A 19,419-nucleotide genomic window follows, 5' to 3' on the forward strand; every position below is an offset into this window, starting at 1 on the left:
TAATAGGGTTGTATCGGTTTTATTTGGATTAGACTATATCGTATGGTTTTCTATGCATTTCGTATAGAATTTTTCCTTTGCTTTTTCAGACTTTCTTAAGATAAAGCTGGAATAAAAATATTCTTGAATGCTTTTATGTATAAAGGAATATTCTAAACCATCTTTTAGTAATAGACATACAACCTTGGAAAAATCTTCAAGAACATCTATGGGGTTAGCTTTTATATTTTGTTTTTCTAAGCAGGTTTCTATGACATTGATGGACTCAGCATATGTAAGTAGTATTTTATTATCATTATTCGTAATAAAGCAAAAATGCTCAAAAACCTTTTGTAAGTCTGTTTCACTTATACCACTATTTAATGGGCGTTTATAGCCAGGTTTAGTCTTGTCGTGGCGAGAAATAAGTACAGAAAACAGTTCCTTATAAAATTCACTTTGATTTGTTGGTATCTCTAAGTTTGAACGGTAATTCATTACAAACAAAGTAACCATTAGGGGCGTAGTTAATAAATTTTTTATTTCAGTAGTGCTATCTTCAATAGCCTTTTTCAGTAACGACCTAGACTCTTCTTCTATTACAAGTTTATCTACTAACTTGCCTTGTTCATAGGAACCGTAACCAGAGAGTTTAAAGACTCTGAAACGGTTAGATTTTTGAATATCAGCTTCTGGACGAGAGCTAATAATTATTTGTAAACCTTCATAACGCTCACACCAGCCTTCAATTTCATTTATCAACCTACCAACTTTTTCATATGGTACTTCATCAAAACCATCCAGAAATAAAACTAAGCTACCGCTACTAGCAACTTTTTCAAAATCATCATCATTGAATAATGGTATCCAGTTTTTTATCTTATCACTAATAGCTGTTTTTAGACTCTGGTTGTCCTCAAGTCGTCTTAACTCAAAGAAAATAGGAATTCTCTGACCTTTTATTGCTTCCTGATAGGTTAGGTAACGCATAAAAATAGACTTGCCCTGTCCAACAGTACCTTCCAAAACTATGGATTTATTACTAATATTTTCTACTAGTTCAATAGTGCCTTGAATTTTATTTATCTTAGTAGCCACATAAAATTCATGTAAATCAATGCTATCATCACCTTTATATATGGTTTTTACTTTAACTACTTCAGTTATTCTAGTAGAAAGAGTTTTGAGCGACTTTTCTATATTTTTATTATGAGTACCTTTCAGTGCTTCACCAATTGTCCAACCGAAAGCCTTAGTCAGAGGATCTTTTAATAAAGTAGCTAGTACAGCGACCGTAACGACCATAGAAAATCACCTATATTGTAAATAAGTTTTTGTCAAAAAAAGCTACCCTAATCGTATAGTGATTAGAGTAGCTTTAATAGTATTTATAAACTATTTTTTCTAACTAAAGAACTATTCAGCTGCTAAAAAATCTGGCAATTCTGCGGCTTGTTTCTCAAGCTTTTTCAATTTCTTTTTACCTAAACCGCCTAGTACATCAATCGCATGACGCAAGCGTGTTAGGGTCATGTCAGCGCCGATGATTGCCATAGAGTTCATGACTGGCGTCGATGAGGTGCTACCAGCGATAGCGATAAAGAACGGTGCCATAAAGTCACGCATCTTAATATCGAGGTGAGCTGCAAGACCTTTTAGGGTGGCGTAGATATTTTCTTCTGACCACGTTGGTAAGGTTTCTAGCTGCCAAAGCGCTAATTGTAGCATCTCGGTAATTTGCTCAGGCGTTAGCGATTTATGGGTAAAGCTCTCAGCATTGATATTAGGTAAGTTCTGGAAATAGAAACCACCCCAATTAACCGCATCAGATAACAGCTCAATACGAGGCTGAATCGCCGCTGCGATAGCAGTTAATTTATCGCTATTACTTGCCCAATCGAGTATTTTATTTTTTAACTGTTCAGGCGTTAATGCACGTAACCATTCTGCGTTGAGCCAGTTGAGCTTTTCGATATCGAAGATAGGGCCGCCAAGTGACACACGCTGAATATTAAAGCTGGCAATCATTTCTTCTAAGGTAAACTGTTCAGCTTCGTCAGGCATCGAGTAGCCCATACGACCGAGGTAGTTTAGCAGCGCTTCAGGGAGCACACCAGCATCACGATAGTAAGTGATAGAGGTTGGGTTTTTGCGCTTAGACAGTTTTGATTTATCTGGGTTACGCAGCAGTGGCATATGGCAAAGCACAGGCATCTCCCAACCAAAATACTCATAGAGCAGCTGATGCTTAGGTGCAGAGTTGAGCCACTCTTCACCACGCAACACATGGCTGATTTCCATCAAATGGTCATCGACAACGTTGGCGAGATGATAAGTTGGCATGCCGTCGGTTTTTAGCAGTACTTGCATATCGACTTGCGTCCAAGGAATTTCAACCGTACCGCGTAACATGTCATGTACTTGACAGACGCCTTCGGTAGGCACATGCATACGAATGACATGCGGTTTGCCCTCACTGACTAATTGCGCAGTTTTTTCAGGGGCTAAATGGGCACAGCGACCGTCATAACGTGGCGTTTCACCATTGGCCATTTGCGCAGCACGCATGGCATCGAGCTCTTCACTGGTACAAAAGCAGCGAAACGCATGGTCGTTTTCTATGAGCTGTTCGGCGTGCTTTTTATAAATATCACTACGCTCGCTCTGACGATAAGGCGCATGCGGGCCTCCAATATCTGGACCTTCCGCCCAATCGAGACCGACCCAACGCAGCGCATCCAAAATCATTTTTTCAGATTGTTCGGTTGAGCGCGTTTGATCCGTGTCTTCGATACGTAAAATAAATTCGCCGCCGTGGGCTTTAGCAAAAGCTAAATTGAATAGGGCAATATAAGCGGTGCCGACATGCGGAAAGCCAGTCGGTGAAGGCGCGATACGAGTACGGACAGGGCGCGTGCAGTTAGTTGAAGTCGATGATTGCATCATAAAATTCTCAGAATAGGGTAGTTAATGAATATGGCAGTGAAAAATGAAAAAAAATAGCAGTGAAAAATGCTGATGATAAATGCGCATGACAAGTTTGAATAAAAAATACGGATGAAACAATAGCCGTCAATGTAGAAAAATAGCGTAAAATATAGCGCTAGTATAACAGAGAGATGGAATATTTTTAACGAAATGCCCGTCTAGCGCTTGACTACCCGTGTATCCTTGCGATAATAATGTTAGACAAGTCATAACTTGTTTATTTTCATCTGATTTTTCACTCTTACTGACCAAAATGGTCGTCATCTACTGAGTCGTTTGTGTCCATATTGAATAATAAGCCAAAAAATACGCCGAATACTAAGCAAGATTCTAAAATGAATCCTTCTTTAGCCACTGTTAATGCTGCATCAGCGGCTGAGCTGTCTGCTGTAGAAAACGATTTTGTGGTAGAGAGTGACTCTACTAATCAGCCGACGCAAGAGTCTGTCACTGATAAAGCCAACTCTGATGAATTGAGCTTTGTTCATGATGCGGTGCTATTGCAAGAGACCGTCGCGGCAGTGCTGGGTGTCAAAGCGCTCCCAAAGCAAACAGACGATGCAGAACAAAGCAGTGACAACCAAAATAGCTTGCAGATGAGTGGCATCTACGTTGATGCAACCTTCGGGCGTGGTGGTCATAGTCGATTATTATTAAGCCAGCTGGCCGATGACGCAACCTTGATTGTTTTTGATAAAGATCCAACGGCGATTAGCGTCGCGCGCGAATTGGCAAAGACCGATAGTCGCGTAAAAGTGGTGCACGATAGTTTTGCGACGTTGACGAATAGTCTAGCGGCAATGGGAATCACTCAAGTTGATGGCTTGATGGCAGATTTGGGTATCTCATCGCCGCAAATTGATGATGGCAGTCGTGGTTTTAGTTTTATGCGTGACGGTGCGGTCGATATGCGTATGGATACCAGCCGTGGGCAGTCGGTCGCTGAGTGGTTAGAAAAAGTCGATGATGAAACCTTGGCCAATGTGCTTTATGATTTTGGCGAAGAGCGCCACAGCCGCCGTATCGCCCGTGCTATTAAGCAGATGGACAGTTATGACTCTACTTTGGCATTGGCTGAAGTGATTAAAGTGGCGCATCCTAATTGGCAGCGCGGTAAGCATCCAGCGACTCAAAGTTTTCAGGCGATGCGCATTCTTATTAACAATGAGCTGGGTGATGTTGACGACTTTTTAGAACAAAGTATTCCGATTTTGAAAGCAGGCGGGCAGCTGGCAGTGATTAGTTTTCACTCGTTAGAGGATCGCCGTATCAAGCAGTTTTTGCAGCGTCATAGCAAAGGGCAATATCCAGAAGATGAGAATTTGCCGATGCCGCCCAATCGTCCACGCTACTTTAGCAAGCCTAAACGCGTGGGTCCAAGCAAAGCTGAAACCAGTCAAAATCCACGTGCGCGTAGTGCGTGGTTGCGCATGGCGACTCGTACTGATACCGACTATTTACCCAGTGTCGAGCAATGACAGAGGTAGCGTGATGTTATAGAGAGGGTGTTTGGCTGAGTTGCTGGTGATTGGTTGCCGTCAATTAAGTAGGATAGAAAGTCTGAATACTTACGCGGCTGTTAAAAATCTGTAAACATTATCTGCTAGGCTCGGCTGTTCCTTTTTCGTTTGGTTTTACTTTATTGATGGTTCTGTACAAAGCGTCTTACCGCTCTAAAACAGTTGCCAATTTTCATACTTGAAGTCCACTTTTTGAGAGCGTCATGGCAATATCTGACAAACCCGCAAACCGTCGCGCTGCAATGCCGCATAACACCGATATCGGCGAGCTATTTGTGCGCCGATTTAATGTGGTTAGTATTTATGTAGTGGTGCTATTGCTGTTAGCAGTGGCGATTGTGTGGAGCGGTATCAAAACAGCCGAAGGCGTTCAGCAATATCATCAGGATTATAAAACCTTGCAAGACATGAAAAAACAAGAGCGTAATCTGCAAGTCGAACATCAGCGTTTGCTCATTGAACAGCAGACTTTTAGTGCGACGCCGCAAATCGCTAGCCGTGCGGTGGCTGAATTGGGCATGTTTTCACCGACGCTAAAAGATAAGCTCATTATCCAGCCGGGTGTTGCCACAGCACAGGTGCCAGTCGTCGATACTGACTCAGATGAGGATAAGTCTGACGTTATCGAACCACGAGCTGCTACGGATATATCGCCTGATGCTGCTATCACCGATGCCACGGTAGCGGAGGCAGGACAATGAGTGATAAAAAACCTAATGCAAATAGTGGTAAAACGACCGCGAAAAATGCGAGTAAAAAGCCAACTAGCGGTAAGGTGACTAAGCCCTTACGTCCTGCCAGTGCAGCCAAATCGGGACAAACAGGCAGCACGGCTGAAAAAAAATCCTCTGGCAACCGTAAGGCTAAATTGTTTGATCGATTGAAAAAGAATGAAGAGCAAGGCGCTTATACCAGTGTCAAAAACCTGAAAAATAAAAGAGGGTTTTTGGGTAAAGCGTCTGGCGCTTCCTCCCGCGGCGGTTTTGAGCAAGACAAAAACCGTTTCCGTACTATTTGGGTCATTGCATTGGTTGTCTTGGGTTTGCTGATAGCCCGTGCTTATTATTTACAAGTTGCCAATGCCCAGTTTTATCAAGACAAAGGTGATGAGCTCATCACTAGCGTGCGCACGCAAAAATCCTATCGCGGTATGATTACCGATCGCAATAATTTGCCACTTGCAGTCAGTGCACCACTGGCGACGGTCTCCTTTAGTCCGCATGATTACGCGCGCGAATATTACGAGCTTAAGCGTATTATTATTACCAATCCTGAGAGTCCACAGCTGGTTGCGCGTATGCAAAAGCGTTTGGATAATATGGATCTAACCACGCTTGCGGCGGCTGCGAATATTTCGGTCACTGAGCTAAAAAAAGTTACCGCCATCGATGACAGTATTGATGTAACCGATGAAGCAGCAGTTAAAGCCGCACTGCCATCGGGTGCAGGCTCGCACTATTTGCCGCTACTGAATAAAGTAACGCCTGAGATTGCCCAAAGTGTCAGCACCCTTGATTTTCCTGGCGTCTATGAAAAAAACTTCTTCCAACGTTATTACCCGCAGCCACAACCAAACTCGCAGCTATTGGGTTTTATGGGACAAAATGTCAGCGACCCTGAAGGTGGTTACGAAGGTCGTGCTGGTATCGAACGCCAATATGAAACTGAGCTGGCAGGTGATGATGGTAAAGTATTGGTGCTAAAAGACGCCAAACAAAACAGTTTAAAAGAAATTAAACAGATTGAACCAGAAATACCAGGTAAAGATGTGGCGTTGACCATTGATTCGCGCCTGCAGTATTTGCTTTATAAAGAACTAGAGAAAGCAGGGCGTTTGCAAAAAGCGCGCTGGTCAACAGGCATGATTGTTGATGTGCAAACGGGTGAAGTGCTTGCCTTGTCAACATGGCCATCCTTTAATTCTAATAACCTGAATGAGATGACTGGTGAAAACCAACGTAACCGTGCGCTACTCGATGTCTTTGAACCTGGTTCGGTGATGAAACCCTTTACGGTTGCAGCGGCACTTGATTCAGGAAAATACACTGCCACTACCTTAATCGATACCAATCCTGGCTCTATTCGTGTCCGTGGTTATACCATTCGTGATCATAACAATCTAGGTATGATTAATATGGGCACGCTACTGCAGAAGTCTAGTAACGTCGCCTCGACTAAGATTGCTTTGTCGCTACCGCCTGATGCCATTACCAATATGCAACGGCAATTTGGTTTTGGTTCAAAGACACCACTACAGTTCCCAGGGGAAGGTAGTGGGCTGGTTGTCACACCAAAAGAAAAAGAAACGTCACGTCGTGCTACGCTCAGTTATGGTTATGGTTTGGAAGCAACTCTAGCGCAGGTTGCGCAGGCTTATTCAGCGCTGGCGGCAGGCGGTGTGATGCACCCATTGACCCTCACTAAAGATGACAAGCTACAGCCAAGCAAGCGTATCATGGCACACGAGCAAGCGATGTCTATCGTACAAATGATGGAAAGTGTCACCGAACCGGGTGGTACGGCTAAAGGTGCTGCGATTGATGGTTATCGCGTCGCTGGTAAAACAGGGACATCGCGCCGTGTTAATCCAAAAGGTGGCTACTATACGGATCAATACCGTAACGTTTTTGCTGGTATTGCGCCCGCATCTAACCCAAGATTAGTAGGTGTGATGCTCATCGAAGACCCACGTGTTCAGATTTATGCTGGTTTAACAGTCGCGCCAGTCTTTCATAATGTCATGAAAGAGGCGCTGCGTTTATACAATGTACCCTTAGATAAACCGTTAAAAACGATCGCTCAGTAGTCGTAGAGGTCTTTTTTTTAATACTTAGTTTTTAACTATTTGATGTGTTTTAACCGTATAGGATTTGCCAATGACCCTGTCACCCTCGTCGCCAAGCATTACCCCAGTCACCTTGCAGCAGCTGACTGAATCTAGTAGTAGCAATAGCAGGCATGGTGTAGGTATAGAGCAGGCATTGCAAAAGCTATCGACTCAGACGACATTGATTGGAGCGGATTCAAAACCAATCAATTCGTTTCTTGATATTCCATTCCTGCAGTTTCGTTTAGACAGTCGTCAGCTAGAGCCGAACGATGTGTTTGTGTTATTAAAAAGCCACATACCAAACTGTCAAAAAAGTCGCGACTACCTCTATCAAGCCGCTGAAAATGCGGCTTTTATCCTATCAGAAATAGATCCCACGGCTTTGCTTAGCACGACTAGTGTATCAAATCACGCCGATATCACTTTACCAAATGATAGTGCTTCTAAGGCGCAGCGGCAATTAGCAGCACTGCCTTGCCCTGTTTTATACGTGCCCAATATTCGTGATTTTTTAGGAACGCTCATTCAAGCGCGTTTGCAGTATCAGCAGCCCGTGACCTTGCCAACTGTGGTTGCGGTGACGGGCACTAATGGCAAAACGACTATCAGTCAATTGGTGGCGCAGTTGACGCAGCTGACTGGCATGAGCAGCGCAGTCATGGGCACGGCAGGGAATGGCAGGCTTGGTGTTCTGGTGCAAGCCAGCCATACCACGGGTGATGCCTTAGCGGTTCAGCAATTTTTATATCAAATGGGTACAGAGAATGCTGAGTTATTGGCATTGGAAGCCAGCTCACATGGTTTGGATCAGCAGCGTTTACAAGGTATGCCAGTGTCGGTGGCGATTTATAGCAATCTTAGCCGTGACCACTTAGACTATCATGCCGATATGGCAGAGTATGCAGCAGCAAAAGCTAGACTGTTTGATAAAGCGCATTTTCCAGATTTGACACACGCTATCATTAATATCGATGATGACTCTGCCCAGATTATGCTCGACACCGCACATGCCAGTGATTTAACGGTCTGGACGTATAGTTTAGAATCATCAAAATCAGCGACCTTTTTTGCGGCTGAAATTAAACCAAGCTTAAAAGGTGTCGAGATTACGCTACGTACAGGTTTAGGCGATGGCGAAGTTAATCATTTAGGTATCGTCAGCCCATTACTCGGGCGCTTTAATGTTGCCAATTTGCTTGCCGCAATGGCAGCTGCCGTCGCTTTAGGTATTAGCCTTGAGCGTATTGCCGCATTGGTGCCGCAGCTACAAGGTGCGGTTGGGCGTATGCAGCGTGTGCCGTCTAATGATGGCTGCTTTATCGTTGATTATGCGCATACGCCAGATGCTTTAAGCCAAGTGCTTGCCAGCCTAAAAACCCATTGTAAGGGTCAGCTGTGGGCAGTGTTTGGTTGTGGTGGCGACCGTGATGCGGGCAAACGTCCTTTGATGGCGCAAGCAGGATTGGCAGGCGCGGATAAAGTCGTATTAACGGCAGACAATCCACGCACCGAAGATCCCAATATCATTTTGCAAGATATGCAAGCGGGCATGACGAGCGAGCAATACCAGCGTACCCATATCGAACCTGCGCGCCAAACCGCGATTGAGTATGCGGTCAATCAAGCAGCGGCTGATGATATTGTCGTTATCGCTGGCAAGGGTCATGAAACCTATCAAGAAATTAATCATGTTCGTTATGATTTTGACGATAGTGTTATTTTGCAAAACGCCTTAAAACAAGCAGGGCGTGTATAGCCTTGATAAATAAATAGTAGCGCTGAACATCCATTTTATATGCTTCTTAAGAAGCATGAGTCGTTAACTATAAAAAATAAATAAGTAGTCATCATATATAAGGTAATCATTATGACAGCCGACAACGATAACAGCATTCAGTCGCAAGGGCTGTATGTTTGGCAAGCAGAAAATCTGCTCGCAGCAACCGCAGCAATCGATGGGCATTGGCAGCTGAGTGAGGGGCAATCCGACTCAGAAAACAATTCAGTAAATGATGTAATGAGCACTCGTATCGCCACCGATACCCGTACGATAAAACCTGGTGATATATTTTTAGCGTTATCGGGTGATAATTTTGATGGTCACGATTATCTCGATACTGCCATCGCGCAAGGTGCGGTTGCGGCTATCGTCGCTCGCCCTATTGCTACGGCTGATACAAATAGCATTCCGCAGTTAGTGGTGAGCGACACCCGTTTGGCGCTAGGACAATTGGCTGCGTATCGTCGTCAACAGCATCAAAATTTAACCGTCATTGCTATTACTGGCTCTAGCGGCAAGACCACCTGTAAAGAGATGCTGGGTAGTATCTTTGGCAGACTAGCACCGACATTGATTACCCGTGGTAACCTAAATAATGACTTGGGTGTGCCGATGATGTTGCTTGAATTATCCGACCATCATCGTTATGCCATCCTAGAGCTTGGCGCAAACCATATTGGCGAAATTGCTTATACTACCGAGATTGTAAAGCCAGATGTCGCGTGTATCTTAAATATTGGTACGGCGCATTTGGGTGAGTTTGGTAGCCGTGAAGGGATTTGCCAAACCAAGGCTGAGATTTACCATACCTTGAATGACAGCCAGTTTGCGATCGTTCCTGATAAAGATGATTTTACCAATCAATTACGCCGTATCGCTGAAAAGCATACGTCACACGTGATTGGTTTTGGTAATACTGATGTCAGTGCCAGCCATTTAGATGTCGAGCCTGAGCGCAGTGAATTTAAGCTGCATATCGGCAATCAAGTCCATGATATCAACTTGCCACTAGCGGGCGAGCACAATGTCAATAATGCTTTAGCTGCTGCTGCTTGTGCTCATGCACTGAATATCGATGTTAGTGATATCGTCGTCGGGCTTGAAAATGCGCGTCCTGCTAAAGGGCGCTTGAACAGTCAGCTGTTAGGCATGCATCGCTTGATTGATGATACCTATAATGCCAATCCGCATTCGGTGCGAGCGGCAGCAAAAGTATTGGCGGCGCAAACGGGCACGCAAGTCATGGTGCTGGGCGATATCGCAGAACTTGGAGAGGCGGCGGTCAGCGAGCATCAAAGCTTGGGTCGTACCATTGCGACAACGGGCATCAATGTGCTGCTGTGTGTTGGTGAATACGCGCCTTTTACCGTGGCGGGTGCACAAGAGGTTTCTGATATCAATGCCCATGCGTTTACCGATAAAGACAGTTTATTGGCGTATTTGAAGCCGTATTTGCAAGCGCAGCAGGCGCAGCCTTGTACGGTGCTGTTTAAAGGTTCTCGTTCCATGCAAATGGAAACCCTTATCAATGCGCTAATCGAGGAGTAGGCGGTGTTAGTTTGGTTGTTTGGCTGGCTTGGCCAGTATTACACGCCGTTTTCTGCGGTTTCTTCGTTGACGCTGAGAGCGTTACTCGCGGTCATTACCGCCCTCGCATTTAGCATGTTTTTTGGTGGGCGTGTCATTCGACGTCTGCGTGCACTGAAATATGGTCAGGCGATTCGCAATGATGGTCCGCAATCGCATTTGGCGAAAACTGGTACGCCGACCATGGGTGGGGTTCTGATTTTAAGTGCGATTGGCGTGTCCACCTTACTATGGGCGCGTTTGAATAATCCGTACGTTTGGATTTTGCTCATTGTCATGATTATCTTTGGCGCGGTCGGCTGGGCAGATGATTGGCTAAAAATTAAGTATAAAGATCCCAAAGGCTTAATTGCTCGCAAGAAATATTTTTGGCTCTCTATGGGTGCTTTGTTCGTCGGTGTGTCTTTGTATTATATCGCCACCTTGCAGCCAGATATCGCGACCACGCGTGAGATGCAGGATTTGCTGCTACCGATTTTTAAAGATTGGATGATTCCTTTTTCGGCAGTGCCGTTTGGTATTGGCTTTATTATCTTTACCTACTTTGTGATTAATGGTGCTTCTAACGCCGTCAACTTAACCGATGGTTTGGATGGTTTAGCTATTTTGCCCGTGGTCTTGGTCGCGGCAGGTTTGGGCGCGATGGCTTATGTATCAGGTGATGTACGCTTTGCTGATTACTTGCATGTGCCTTATATTGCCTATAACTCCGAGGTTCTCATTGTCTGTGGTTCGATGATTGGTGCAGGGCTTGGTTTCTTATGGTTCAACGCCCATCCAGCCCAAGTATTTATGGGCGATGTGGGGGCGCTTGCTCTCGGGGCGATGCTTGGTACGATTGCCGTTATGACCCGTCAAGAAATCGCTTTTGCTATTATGGGTGGTCTATTTGTCGCCGAAGCACTGTCGGTCATGCTACAGGTTGGCTCGTATAAGCTGCGTAAAAAGCGCGTCTTTCGGATGGCACCATTGCATCATCACTTTGAAGAAATTGGCTGGAAAGAGACGCAAGTGGTGGCAAGGTTTTGGATTATTGCCATTATTCTCGTCATCCTTGGGCTCATGACCTTAAAACTGCGTTAATACAGCCATATCGCTCGAACATTAATATGAATATCATGTACGCAAAAGCCATCTCACTTTAGTTGAGGTGGCTTTTTTTTGGTTGCTAATGTTTGGTTGCTAATGGTTTGTTTTCTGCATTTTCTTTCCTGCATTGTTTATCGCGCCTTTTATCACGCAGTAAGCCTGAATTTTGTTAAAATGGCAGCCATATTGCGATGACGTTGAGATACTTGTGAGCTTATTTATTTGTCCCCTTTGCCAATCACCATTACAGCCTGCCGCAGATACATGGCGCTGCGATGGCAGCTTGCACCCAAAACAAACGGCTCATCCATTTGATGTGGCACGTCAGGGTTATGTTAATTTACTGCCCGTACAACAAAAAAAATCCAAAGCACCGGGCGATAGCCAGCAATCAATCGAGGCGCGCAAACGGTTTTTAAACGCTGGACATTATCAGCCATTGCAAACGCTTATTTGCCAAAAAATGAGGGAATTGTTGGCGAAAAATGATTCAGTCACTGAGCCAACAAATGAGCCAATAATTAAAAAGGATAGCAAGGTAGTCAATTGGTTGGATATTGGCTGCGGCGAAGGTTATTACACGCAGGCAATGGCACAGATGGGAATGGATACGCTCATCGCGGCAGATATCAGTAAACCTGCTGTGGTAGAGCTTGCGAAAGCCAGTAAGGTAGCGGGGCGTCTTTGGTATCAGCAAGCTAAAGACAGTGTTACTAATGCGACAGCCAATTCGGCAGTCATCTATCCGCTTGTTACTAGCGCTGCCCATTTGCCGTTACGCGCGCATAGCATAAAGGGTATTAGCAGTATCTTTAGCCCTATCTTGCCAGACGCGTTCAATGAGGTATTGGCTGCAGACGGTTATTTAATTATTGCTAAGCCCGATATCGGGCATCTAGCGACGATGCGCGAAGCATTATTTGATAACGTCCGCGAGCATGATTCGGATAAGTTTTTGCATGAATTGGCTCCATACTTTACGCTGATGGGTACGGAGCGTGTCAGTACCGAGATGACGTTGTCAGCCGCTGACTTGGCTGATTTGATGACCATGACGCCTTATGCTTATCGTGCGCTTAATGAAAAAAGACAGGCGCTACTAGCAGCGGTCGAAACAGAATCCTTTACGACACAAGCTAAGTTTGTCGTTTATATTTTGCAGAAGACAGCAGCTGAATAGAATCGCTTAAGGTCATTAGTATTTCTCCATGTCATTAGCCCGTTTAGATATGATCAATTGAATTGAGGATACGCCTTAATAATGGGTTATAAGACAGGTCCCATCGTGGCGACAATGTTATTCCAGATTTTATAAGATAACGGCCAGTTTTCAACTTGCTCACGAGTGACCTCTTCAGAATCAGCGATATACTGGTATTGTCGCTCAACGATGGCCGCTGTGAGTGTTTTATCGCTAAACACAATGTTGTTTTCATAGTTTAAATCAAAGCTACGCAAGTCTAAATTGGTCGAGCCAATCAGACTGATTTCGCCATCGATGGTCAAGGTTTTTGCGTGTAATAGACCGGGTTTATATTCGTAAATATTGACCCCCGCTTCAAGCAGCTGCCAGTAATAACTGTGGCTGGTAGCAGCCACGACTATTGAGTCGTTATTCTTTGGGAAAATCATGGTTACTTGTACACCGCGATAAGCGGTCGCACACAAAATGCTGACGAGCGAATAATCAGGCACAAAATAAGGCGTTGAGATAATCAGGGTTCGTTTTGCCTGACCAATTAAGACACCTAAAAATTGTGGCGTGGTGCTGCGTCGTTGGGTAGGACCATCAGAAAAAACCTGTGCAGCAAAGCCATTTGGCGGTGATGTTATTGGTAAAGGCTCCTCAGTTTCTGGCTGTGGGAATTTTTGTTGCTTTAGTTGAGGGTCAATAAAGTAAGGAAAGCTGTCAAGCGGCGTATCAGGATTTTCAGTCAGCCAATCACTCGCAAACAACATCTGATTCTGTGCCACCACCGGTCCTTCGACCCGCAGCATAATGTCTACCCATGGCGCAAATTTTGGTTTTACACGAAACTCAGGATCGGCGCAGTTGCGACTGCCACAGTAGCCGATTTTGCCGTCAATAACCGTAATCTTGCGGTGATTTCGCAAGTCAATCCGGCTAAACATGAGTACCTTTAAAATATTACTAATTGGTAGGGCAACACTGACTTGTACGCCAGCTTCTATCATTTCCTGCCATATCTTTGAGCCGACCATTTTTCGTGAGCCCATACCGTCAACCATTGCTCGGCATATGACGCCGCGCCTTGCCGCTCGTATGAGCGCTTGAGCAGTATCGATTCCCATACCATCGATTAGCCAAATATAATACAGCACATGAATATGATTGGTCGCTGCATCAAAGTCGGCAATCATACGTTTGCGCGTCTCAGCCGCATCTGCCATTAGCTCTGCGTGATTGCCCACCGTTGTATGATAGCCAGTTGCATTGGCAGAGTAGGCAAAGGCCGCTTGGTATTCAGGTTTGATAGCCTCCGACAAAGCGATGTCATCACCAAGTACTTCGGGACTATGTGCGCTTAATTTATCGATGATCTCTTTACGTTTGCGCGTAAAATCGCGTCCTAGATGCACCTCACCAAACATCCAATAAATTACAACCCCCAGATAAGGCAAAATGAACAATATGACGAGCCAAGCGAGCCGAGCGGGCGAGGTCAGATCATGGCGTGCAAGCACTCGCAAAGAGATCAGTATCAGCAGCATGAAATGAACAGTTAAAAAGATATCCAATAGCATAATGCGCTCCATCATTATTATTTTTATTTGCAGTATTTATCAGCGGTTCTTACTGATTATAACGCACTATAAAATTATCACCGTTTTGATTGGTAAAAACAGCAATGCGGCAACGCTGGAGCTATGATACTTAGCAGTAAGCTTGTTCAAGCTGGTGAAATATAAATCACCATTAATATTCTCCTAACAACCAGCCACTGACAAAGGCAAAATACTCGCGGAACCAAGCGTTGTAACGAATGGTTAAAGGTGTCGGACTGGCGACGGTGATCGGTTGTGTATAGCCCTGATGTCGCGCAATGCTGGCTGCGCGAATGTTATGAAAATCACTGGTAACGATGGCGATAGGATCAGTGATAGACAGCCCTTTTTCTTCTAACAACGCTCGGCTGTTAGCGAGGTTTTCTTCCGTACTGGTACTTTTACCTTCTTGTAAAATGCGTTCGAATGGCACGCCATGTGCCTCATGCAAATACGTGGCCATGATATCGGCTTCGCTACGTGTACGCTGAAAACCAACGCCACCACTGGTTATCACCAAAGCATCTGGTTGTGTCTCGATAAGGGGCATGGCGGTGTCCAAGCGCTTGGCGAGCGTCGGTGTCGGCTTACCTGCAACCGTGCCTGAGCCTAATATAATAATCGCTGCCACTGTCGGGGCAGGTTGCTGGCTAAGCGCAATCTGCTGTCGTAATGACCAAATAAATAGAGCGAAGCTTAATAACCAAAGTATAAATACAGCCCATAACCCATACCAAAGGCGGTTAAAGCCATAATGTTGGCTGCAAAACCTGCGTATTGCATGCCAAAACATTCCATGTATGACAAAAACCATGCCGACTAAAAAAGGTACAACCGAGCCGAAATTGACTTTACCGATGACCATCAATGCAGCGCAATCGATGATAAGTATGATGCCGATAATGATTAATAAAACTCGCACTAATAGAATGAGTTCTTTGGGAACAGCTATACAACTATTTAAAGGCAATATATTCACTGAATCTTCTACGATGCTATTGTTTTAGACGATATATAGGTTATGACAAAAGACTGGTTCATGCCATGAGAATGTACCCTGTTTTGAGATAACGTTTTATTGTTATTACTCTCAGAGATAAGTCGATAGTAGATCAATACGGAGCTTTGGAAGATAGGTTGAGATGATTAATAATTGGATAGGTGGTTTTATAGAGTGAGTTTAAATTTAACGAGGTTTTTATGGCTGTCAAATAAAGAGTCAGAATTATCTTTATGTTTCAATTACGTACACTGATATCACCATTCATCGCTATAAAGACACCGCTCATCTGTTAGATTCTGATTTTTCATATCAACCTTAAGTAAATATTTTTACTGTTATACACAATTGTTACGGTATTATACGATTTTTATTATCATAAATAATTTTTATTGTGGTAGTATTTTTTTATTAGGTAATGAGAAGCTTGTCTTATGTGAATAGTATCAGCTTATACGCTACTAGATTCTTCTTGTTTTTTTACTAAAATGCTAAAGAATTATTCTAGTTGATATCAAAAATACATCAGTTTTAATTATAGGGTTCAAATTATGAATATGTTCTCAAAAATTGCGTTAACTGGTCTGGCTTTGTCATTATCTTCATTTGCATCAGCAGCAGTTAGTGGCAGTACTGACTTTCGAGTAATTTTACCTGAAGTTTTAGTGCTCTATCACTGGGATGATGTTGTATTGAATTTGACTGCTGACAGTATTGCTCAGAATGATAGTACGCTTACTCGAACAGGAACTACTGAACTAGGAACTACTACGGCTACAATTGATAGCCCTGCTATAGATACTAGTGCAAATGCTGATATCCTTTCAAGTTCAATAAGAGTCACCTTAAAAGATGCGTGGGCAGTACGTAATTTATCTAATACTAATGGTGTTGAGCTTCAATTAACCAATCCTAATCCTAGGCTGATAAGTACCGTCGATCAAACATCTTCTCTTACTACCAGCGGCGCTATTTTAGAGTCTGCGAGCGACAAGATTATTGGTAGTAAAACGGCTCCGACTTTAAATATTCTTTCAGGTTGGGCTCCCGTAACAGGCGACATCATTTTTGATTTAGATTTATCTAACGCTAATAGCGCGGGAGAATATAATACCCGTGGCGCTAGTGGGACAACGGGTGCTGTCGGTTCTGAAGCTACTGATAGCTTCTTGTTAACCCTGACTAGTGCTGCAGCCCCATAATTAAATGAAGTAGAACTTAGTTAATATCGATTTTAGCTAAACGGTGATACGAACATACCAGCTAAAATTGCTGGTATTTTTGTATCATACTTTCAACCGTAAGCATCTTCAGTCACTTGCTGTCTTTATTAACATAGTGTCTAGCCAGCAATCTAATATAATAAGGTAAACATATGACATCCTCTATCAATGGTAGCCAAAAATTAAGTAAGCTAGCCCCTGGTCTTTCAGTCGCTGCTTTAACAACTATAGTCATGTTCTCCTATCCTGCCCAAGCCGAGCTGATAATAAATAACTCTGTAGGTAATGGTGGACAAGTTCAGATGGTGATTAGTGAGGCTAGCCAAGACGGGCTGCCACCTGCGCAATTAGGCATTAAACCATCTGTAGTGGATGAGACCGTATCTTTAACCCAGCGCAAAAATCTAGCCAAGCTCAATCAATCTTTCACGTTATACAATTATGGTACTAAGCCTAAGGTCATTAAGTTAAGCTTGATAGATGTGGATGCAGCAGGGAAACCAATCGAGCCTAGTGAGAGTACGCTCAAACCATGGACGTTGATTAATCCTACTGAGTTTACAATTGCACCAGGTCGCTATCAGACAGTACGTATGTCCATACGCTTGCCAAAGGGGTTTGTTGAGGGTAAACGCCATTCTATATTGTCAATCGAGCAGCAAATCGATCATGCTGTTACTTACAATACGGATGGTAGAGGAGCCACCTTAGAGATAGGTTCTCGTTATGCTCTACCTATTACTATTGATGTTCAGTAAGCCTAAAGTATGTCTAGTAACTTTGGTGACTTTACCTTGCGTCATTGCTTATTGTCCGTCAGCGTTTGCAGAAATGCAAAATATCGCTGCCAAATCGATAGCCCCTGCCTCCTCTGTTACAGGGGCTATTAAAACTAATAGAGCGTTAGAGCCTACTTTGGTAGGTGTCTTAGTTAATGGAGAAGAGCAGGGCAGTATTGATGCTCTTTATGAGCCAGTATCTGACTCTGAGAGTAATACCCAAAAGAGTCAGTATTTTTTATCCATCGATGACTTAATTCAATTAACTAATGTCAGTTTTGTACCTATTGGTAGGCAACATACTAATGGGCTTAACGGAGCTAATCCGACAGGTGGTTATGCTGTCAGCACCCCGATTGGTGATGTGCAGCTTTCGGCTAATGAAGTCGTTTCTTACCAAGGGCAGAATTATATTGCCCTTGATGTATTAAAAAAACTGGGTATTACCGCAGAGTATAGCCAGCCAGATTTAGCTATCATTTTAAACATGGGCTGGCGCCCATCAAAAGACGCACCTTCACTAAAAGGTGATAACGCTAAAGAAGCTTTACCTGTTGACTACTATCCTAGCCGAGCAGGTTTGCTTGGCTTATCATTTGACACTAGATTCAGTGCTAGCGAAAGTAACAACAGTCAAAACAACGAGACGTCTACTAGCCATCAAATGCATGCTGATATTGGTGCTTATGGTTATGCGCTAGGTGGTGTATGGGGTGTTAACGCTAGAGGCTATGATAGTAATAATGGGTACAGAGATAGTGGCGAAGACAGGTTAGGTAACAACGATAGTTTTCGTCGAACTGTCTTAGACGGCTTTACCTATTTGCCCTCAGAATGGGATGACTGGGAAATAGATAACTTGTATTGGGCAAAATCTGGAGAGCACTTAGCCACACGCCTTGGTATTAATCAACCTAACTCCCTAGGTCAGGGAGCACAGACATCAGGTTCTGAATTTACTGGTGCCATGTTTGCCTATAGTAATCGTAATATCGCACGGCATCTATCTTATTTTGATGAAGACAGTCGTAGCTTATTACAAAATACTAGCCAAGATTATCAAAATCTGACGGGTATTGGCGAAGCTGGGGGCGTAGCAGAACTGCGTATCAGTGGTCGTCCTATCGCTCGAGTACAAATTGGATTGGATGGGCGTTACGAGTTTTTAAACCTCGATGTTAGCCAATTATCATTGACAGATACCTTGGTTGAAGTGGCAATTTATGCTTATCCATTATCCCGTCAACCACTTGAAATTCGTCCTATTTTACTTGGTAAACGTCGTACCAACGCGGCGACTAATGAGCTGATAGTAGAAGCAGGTATAGGTCGCTCAGGCAATCTAATTGATAGCAATACTAGAAGACGTTTAAACAATAATGACAGGGGTGATACTGCTGCACATCTATATACTGAGTATGGTGTCAGTAATCGCTTGGCAGTACGTGGCGGCGTCAATACTAACCTACAAAATCTTCAAGAAGACAACGACTCACTCTCGTGGCATGCTGGGGCAAATTATAGCCTCTCGCCTTATAGTAATGCTGACATTAGCTACGCCAATACACCAACCCAAGATTTTTGGCAGGCTCAATTAGAGTACCAGCGCAAAAAGCTATGGGCAGACTATCGGTACCAATCTCGTCAGTATGACAACGCTAGATTAAATGCTTTTTTACCAAACAACAGTGAAAAAGAGCGATTGAATGATCAACGTCATCAGTTGCTTATTAACTATAGCCCAAGTGATAGAACTAATATTAGTTTCAATCAATATTATGATGATATGGCTACTAAGATAATTAATACAGATGACTACTAGGGCGTGTCTTCAATTCATCTTACAATGAACGATAG

At 43.8% G+C, this 19,419-nt stretch carries 14 protein-coding genes; 10 read left to right on the forward strand and 4 right to left on the reverse strand.

Features of this window, described 5'->3' with window-relative positions; genetic code table 11:
* Positions 1–33: 33 nt before the first annotated feature.
* Entirely contained in the window at positions 34–1,284 is a 1,251-nt protein-coding gene (locus tag INT03_RS03390; protein ID WP_193007600.1) for an NACHT domain-containing protein, read from the reverse strand.
* Positions 1,285–1,395: 111 nt separating this feature from the next.
* Complete coding sequence (gene gltX / locus INT03_RS03395; protein ID WP_193007602.1) at positions 1,396–2,925, reverse strand: glutamate--tRNA ligase; 1,530 nt, start codon at positions 2,923–2,925, stop codon at positions 1,396–1,398.
* Between the two features lie 320 nt (positions 2,926–3,245).
* Between gltX and rsmH the strand changes: the two genes are divergently transcribed.
* The 7 genes from rsmH (at position 3,246) to INT03_RS03430 (ending at position 12,953) form a co-directional block, all read left to right on the forward strand.
* Entirely contained in the window at positions 3,246–4,445 is a 1,200-nt protein-coding gene (gene rsmH, locus INT03_RS03400; protein WP_296293786.1) for a 16S rRNA (cytosine(1402)-N(4))-methyltransferase RsmH, read from the forward strand.
* Between the two features lie 245 nt (positions 4,446–4,690).
* Positions 4,691–5,188 carry a cell division protein FtsL gene (locus INT03_RS03405; RefSeq protein ID WP_193007604.1) on the forward strand — a complete coding sequence of 166 codons (498 nt, stop codon included), beginning with the start codon at positions 4,691–4,693 and terminating at the stop codon, positions 5,186–5,188.
* Positions 5,185–7,293, forward strand: a complete 2,109-nt coding sequence (locus tag INT03_RS03410; protein ID WP_193007606.1) for a peptidoglycan D,D-transpeptidase FtsI family protein — start codon at positions 5,185–5,187, stop codon at positions 7,291–7,293. Before INT03_RS03405 ends, INT03_RS03410 begins: the two co-directional genes overlap by 4 nt.
* A gap of 70 nt (positions 7,294–7,363) precedes the next feature.
* Positions 7,364–9,073, forward strand: a complete 1,710-nt coding sequence (locus INT03_RS03415) for a UDP-N-acetylmuramoyl-L-alanyl-D-glutamate--2,6-diaminopimelate ligase (protein WP_193007607.1) — start codon at positions 7,364–7,366, stop codon at positions 9,071–9,073.
* A 111-nt stretch (positions 9,074–9,184) separates the two neighbouring features.
* Positions 9,185–10,645, forward strand: a complete 1,461-nt coding sequence (locus INT03_RS03420; protein ID WP_193007609.1) for a UDP-N-acetylmuramoyl-tripeptide--D-alanyl-D-alanine ligase — start codon at positions 9,185–9,187, stop codon at positions 10,643–10,645.
* A gap of 3 nt (positions 10,646–10,648) precedes the next feature.
* Positions 10,649–11,767 (forward strand): phospho-N-acetylmuramoyl-pentapeptide-transferase, encoded by a 1,119-nt coding sequence (mraY, locus tag INT03_RS03425; RefSeq protein ID WP_055125376.1) that lies wholly within the window; start codon positions 10,649–10,651, stop codon positions 11,765–11,767.
* Between the two features lie 214 nt (positions 11,768–11,981).
* Positions 11,982–12,953, forward strand: a complete 972-nt coding sequence (locus INT03_RS03430; RefSeq protein WP_319020725.1) for a putative RNA methyltransferase — start codon at positions 11,982–11,984, stop codon at positions 12,951–12,953.
* Between the two features lie 86 nt (positions 12,954–13,039).
* Here the strand turns inward: INT03_RS03430 and cls are convergent, their stop codons facing one another.
* Together cls and INT03_RS03440 are read right to left on the reverse strand one after the other, a co-directional pair.
* Positions 13,040–14,539: a cardiolipin synthase gene (gene cls, locus INT03_RS03435; RefSeq protein ID WP_193007611.1), complete on the reverse strand. Its 1,500-nt coding sequence runs from the start codon at positions 14,537–14,539 to the stop codon at positions 13,040–13,042.
* A gap of 172 nt (positions 14,540–14,711) precedes the next feature.
* Positions 14,712–15,482 carry a YdcF family protein gene (locus INT03_RS03440; RefSeq protein ID WP_319020726.1) on the reverse strand — a complete coding sequence of 257 codons (771 nt, stop codon included), beginning with the start codon at positions 15,480–15,482 and terminating at the stop codon, positions 14,712–14,714.
* Between the two features lie 629 nt (positions 15,483–16,111).
* Between INT03_RS03440 and INT03_RS03445 the strand changes: the two genes are divergently transcribed.
* The 3 genes from INT03_RS03445 (at position 16,112) to INT03_RS03455 (ending at position 19,384) form a co-directional block, all read left to right on the forward strand.
* Positions 16,112–16,762 (forward strand): hypothetical protein, encoded by a 651-nt coding sequence (locus INT03_RS03445; RefSeq protein ID WP_193007612.1) that lies wholly within the window; start codon positions 16,112–16,114, stop codon positions 16,760–16,762.
* A 173-nt stretch (positions 16,763–16,935) separates the two neighbouring features.
* Positions 16,936–17,541: a hypothetical protein gene (locus INT03_RS03450; protein WP_193007615.1), complete on the forward strand. Its 606-nt coding sequence runs from the start codon at positions 16,936–16,938 to the stop codon at positions 17,539–17,541.
* Positions 17,510–19,384: a hypothetical protein gene (locus tag INT03_RS03455; RefSeq protein ID WP_193007616.1), complete on the forward strand. Its 1,875-nt coding sequence runs from the start codon at positions 17,510–17,512 to the stop codon at positions 19,382–19,384. Before INT03_RS03450 ends, INT03_RS03455 begins: the two co-directional genes overlap by 32 nt.
* The last annotated feature ends 35 nt before the right edge of the window (positions 19,385–19,419 follow it).

The organism is Psychrobacter sp. PG1, from assembly GCF_014897815.1.
GTDB lineage: Bacteria > Pseudomonadota > Gammaproteobacteria > Pseudomonadales > Moraxellaceae > Psychrobacter.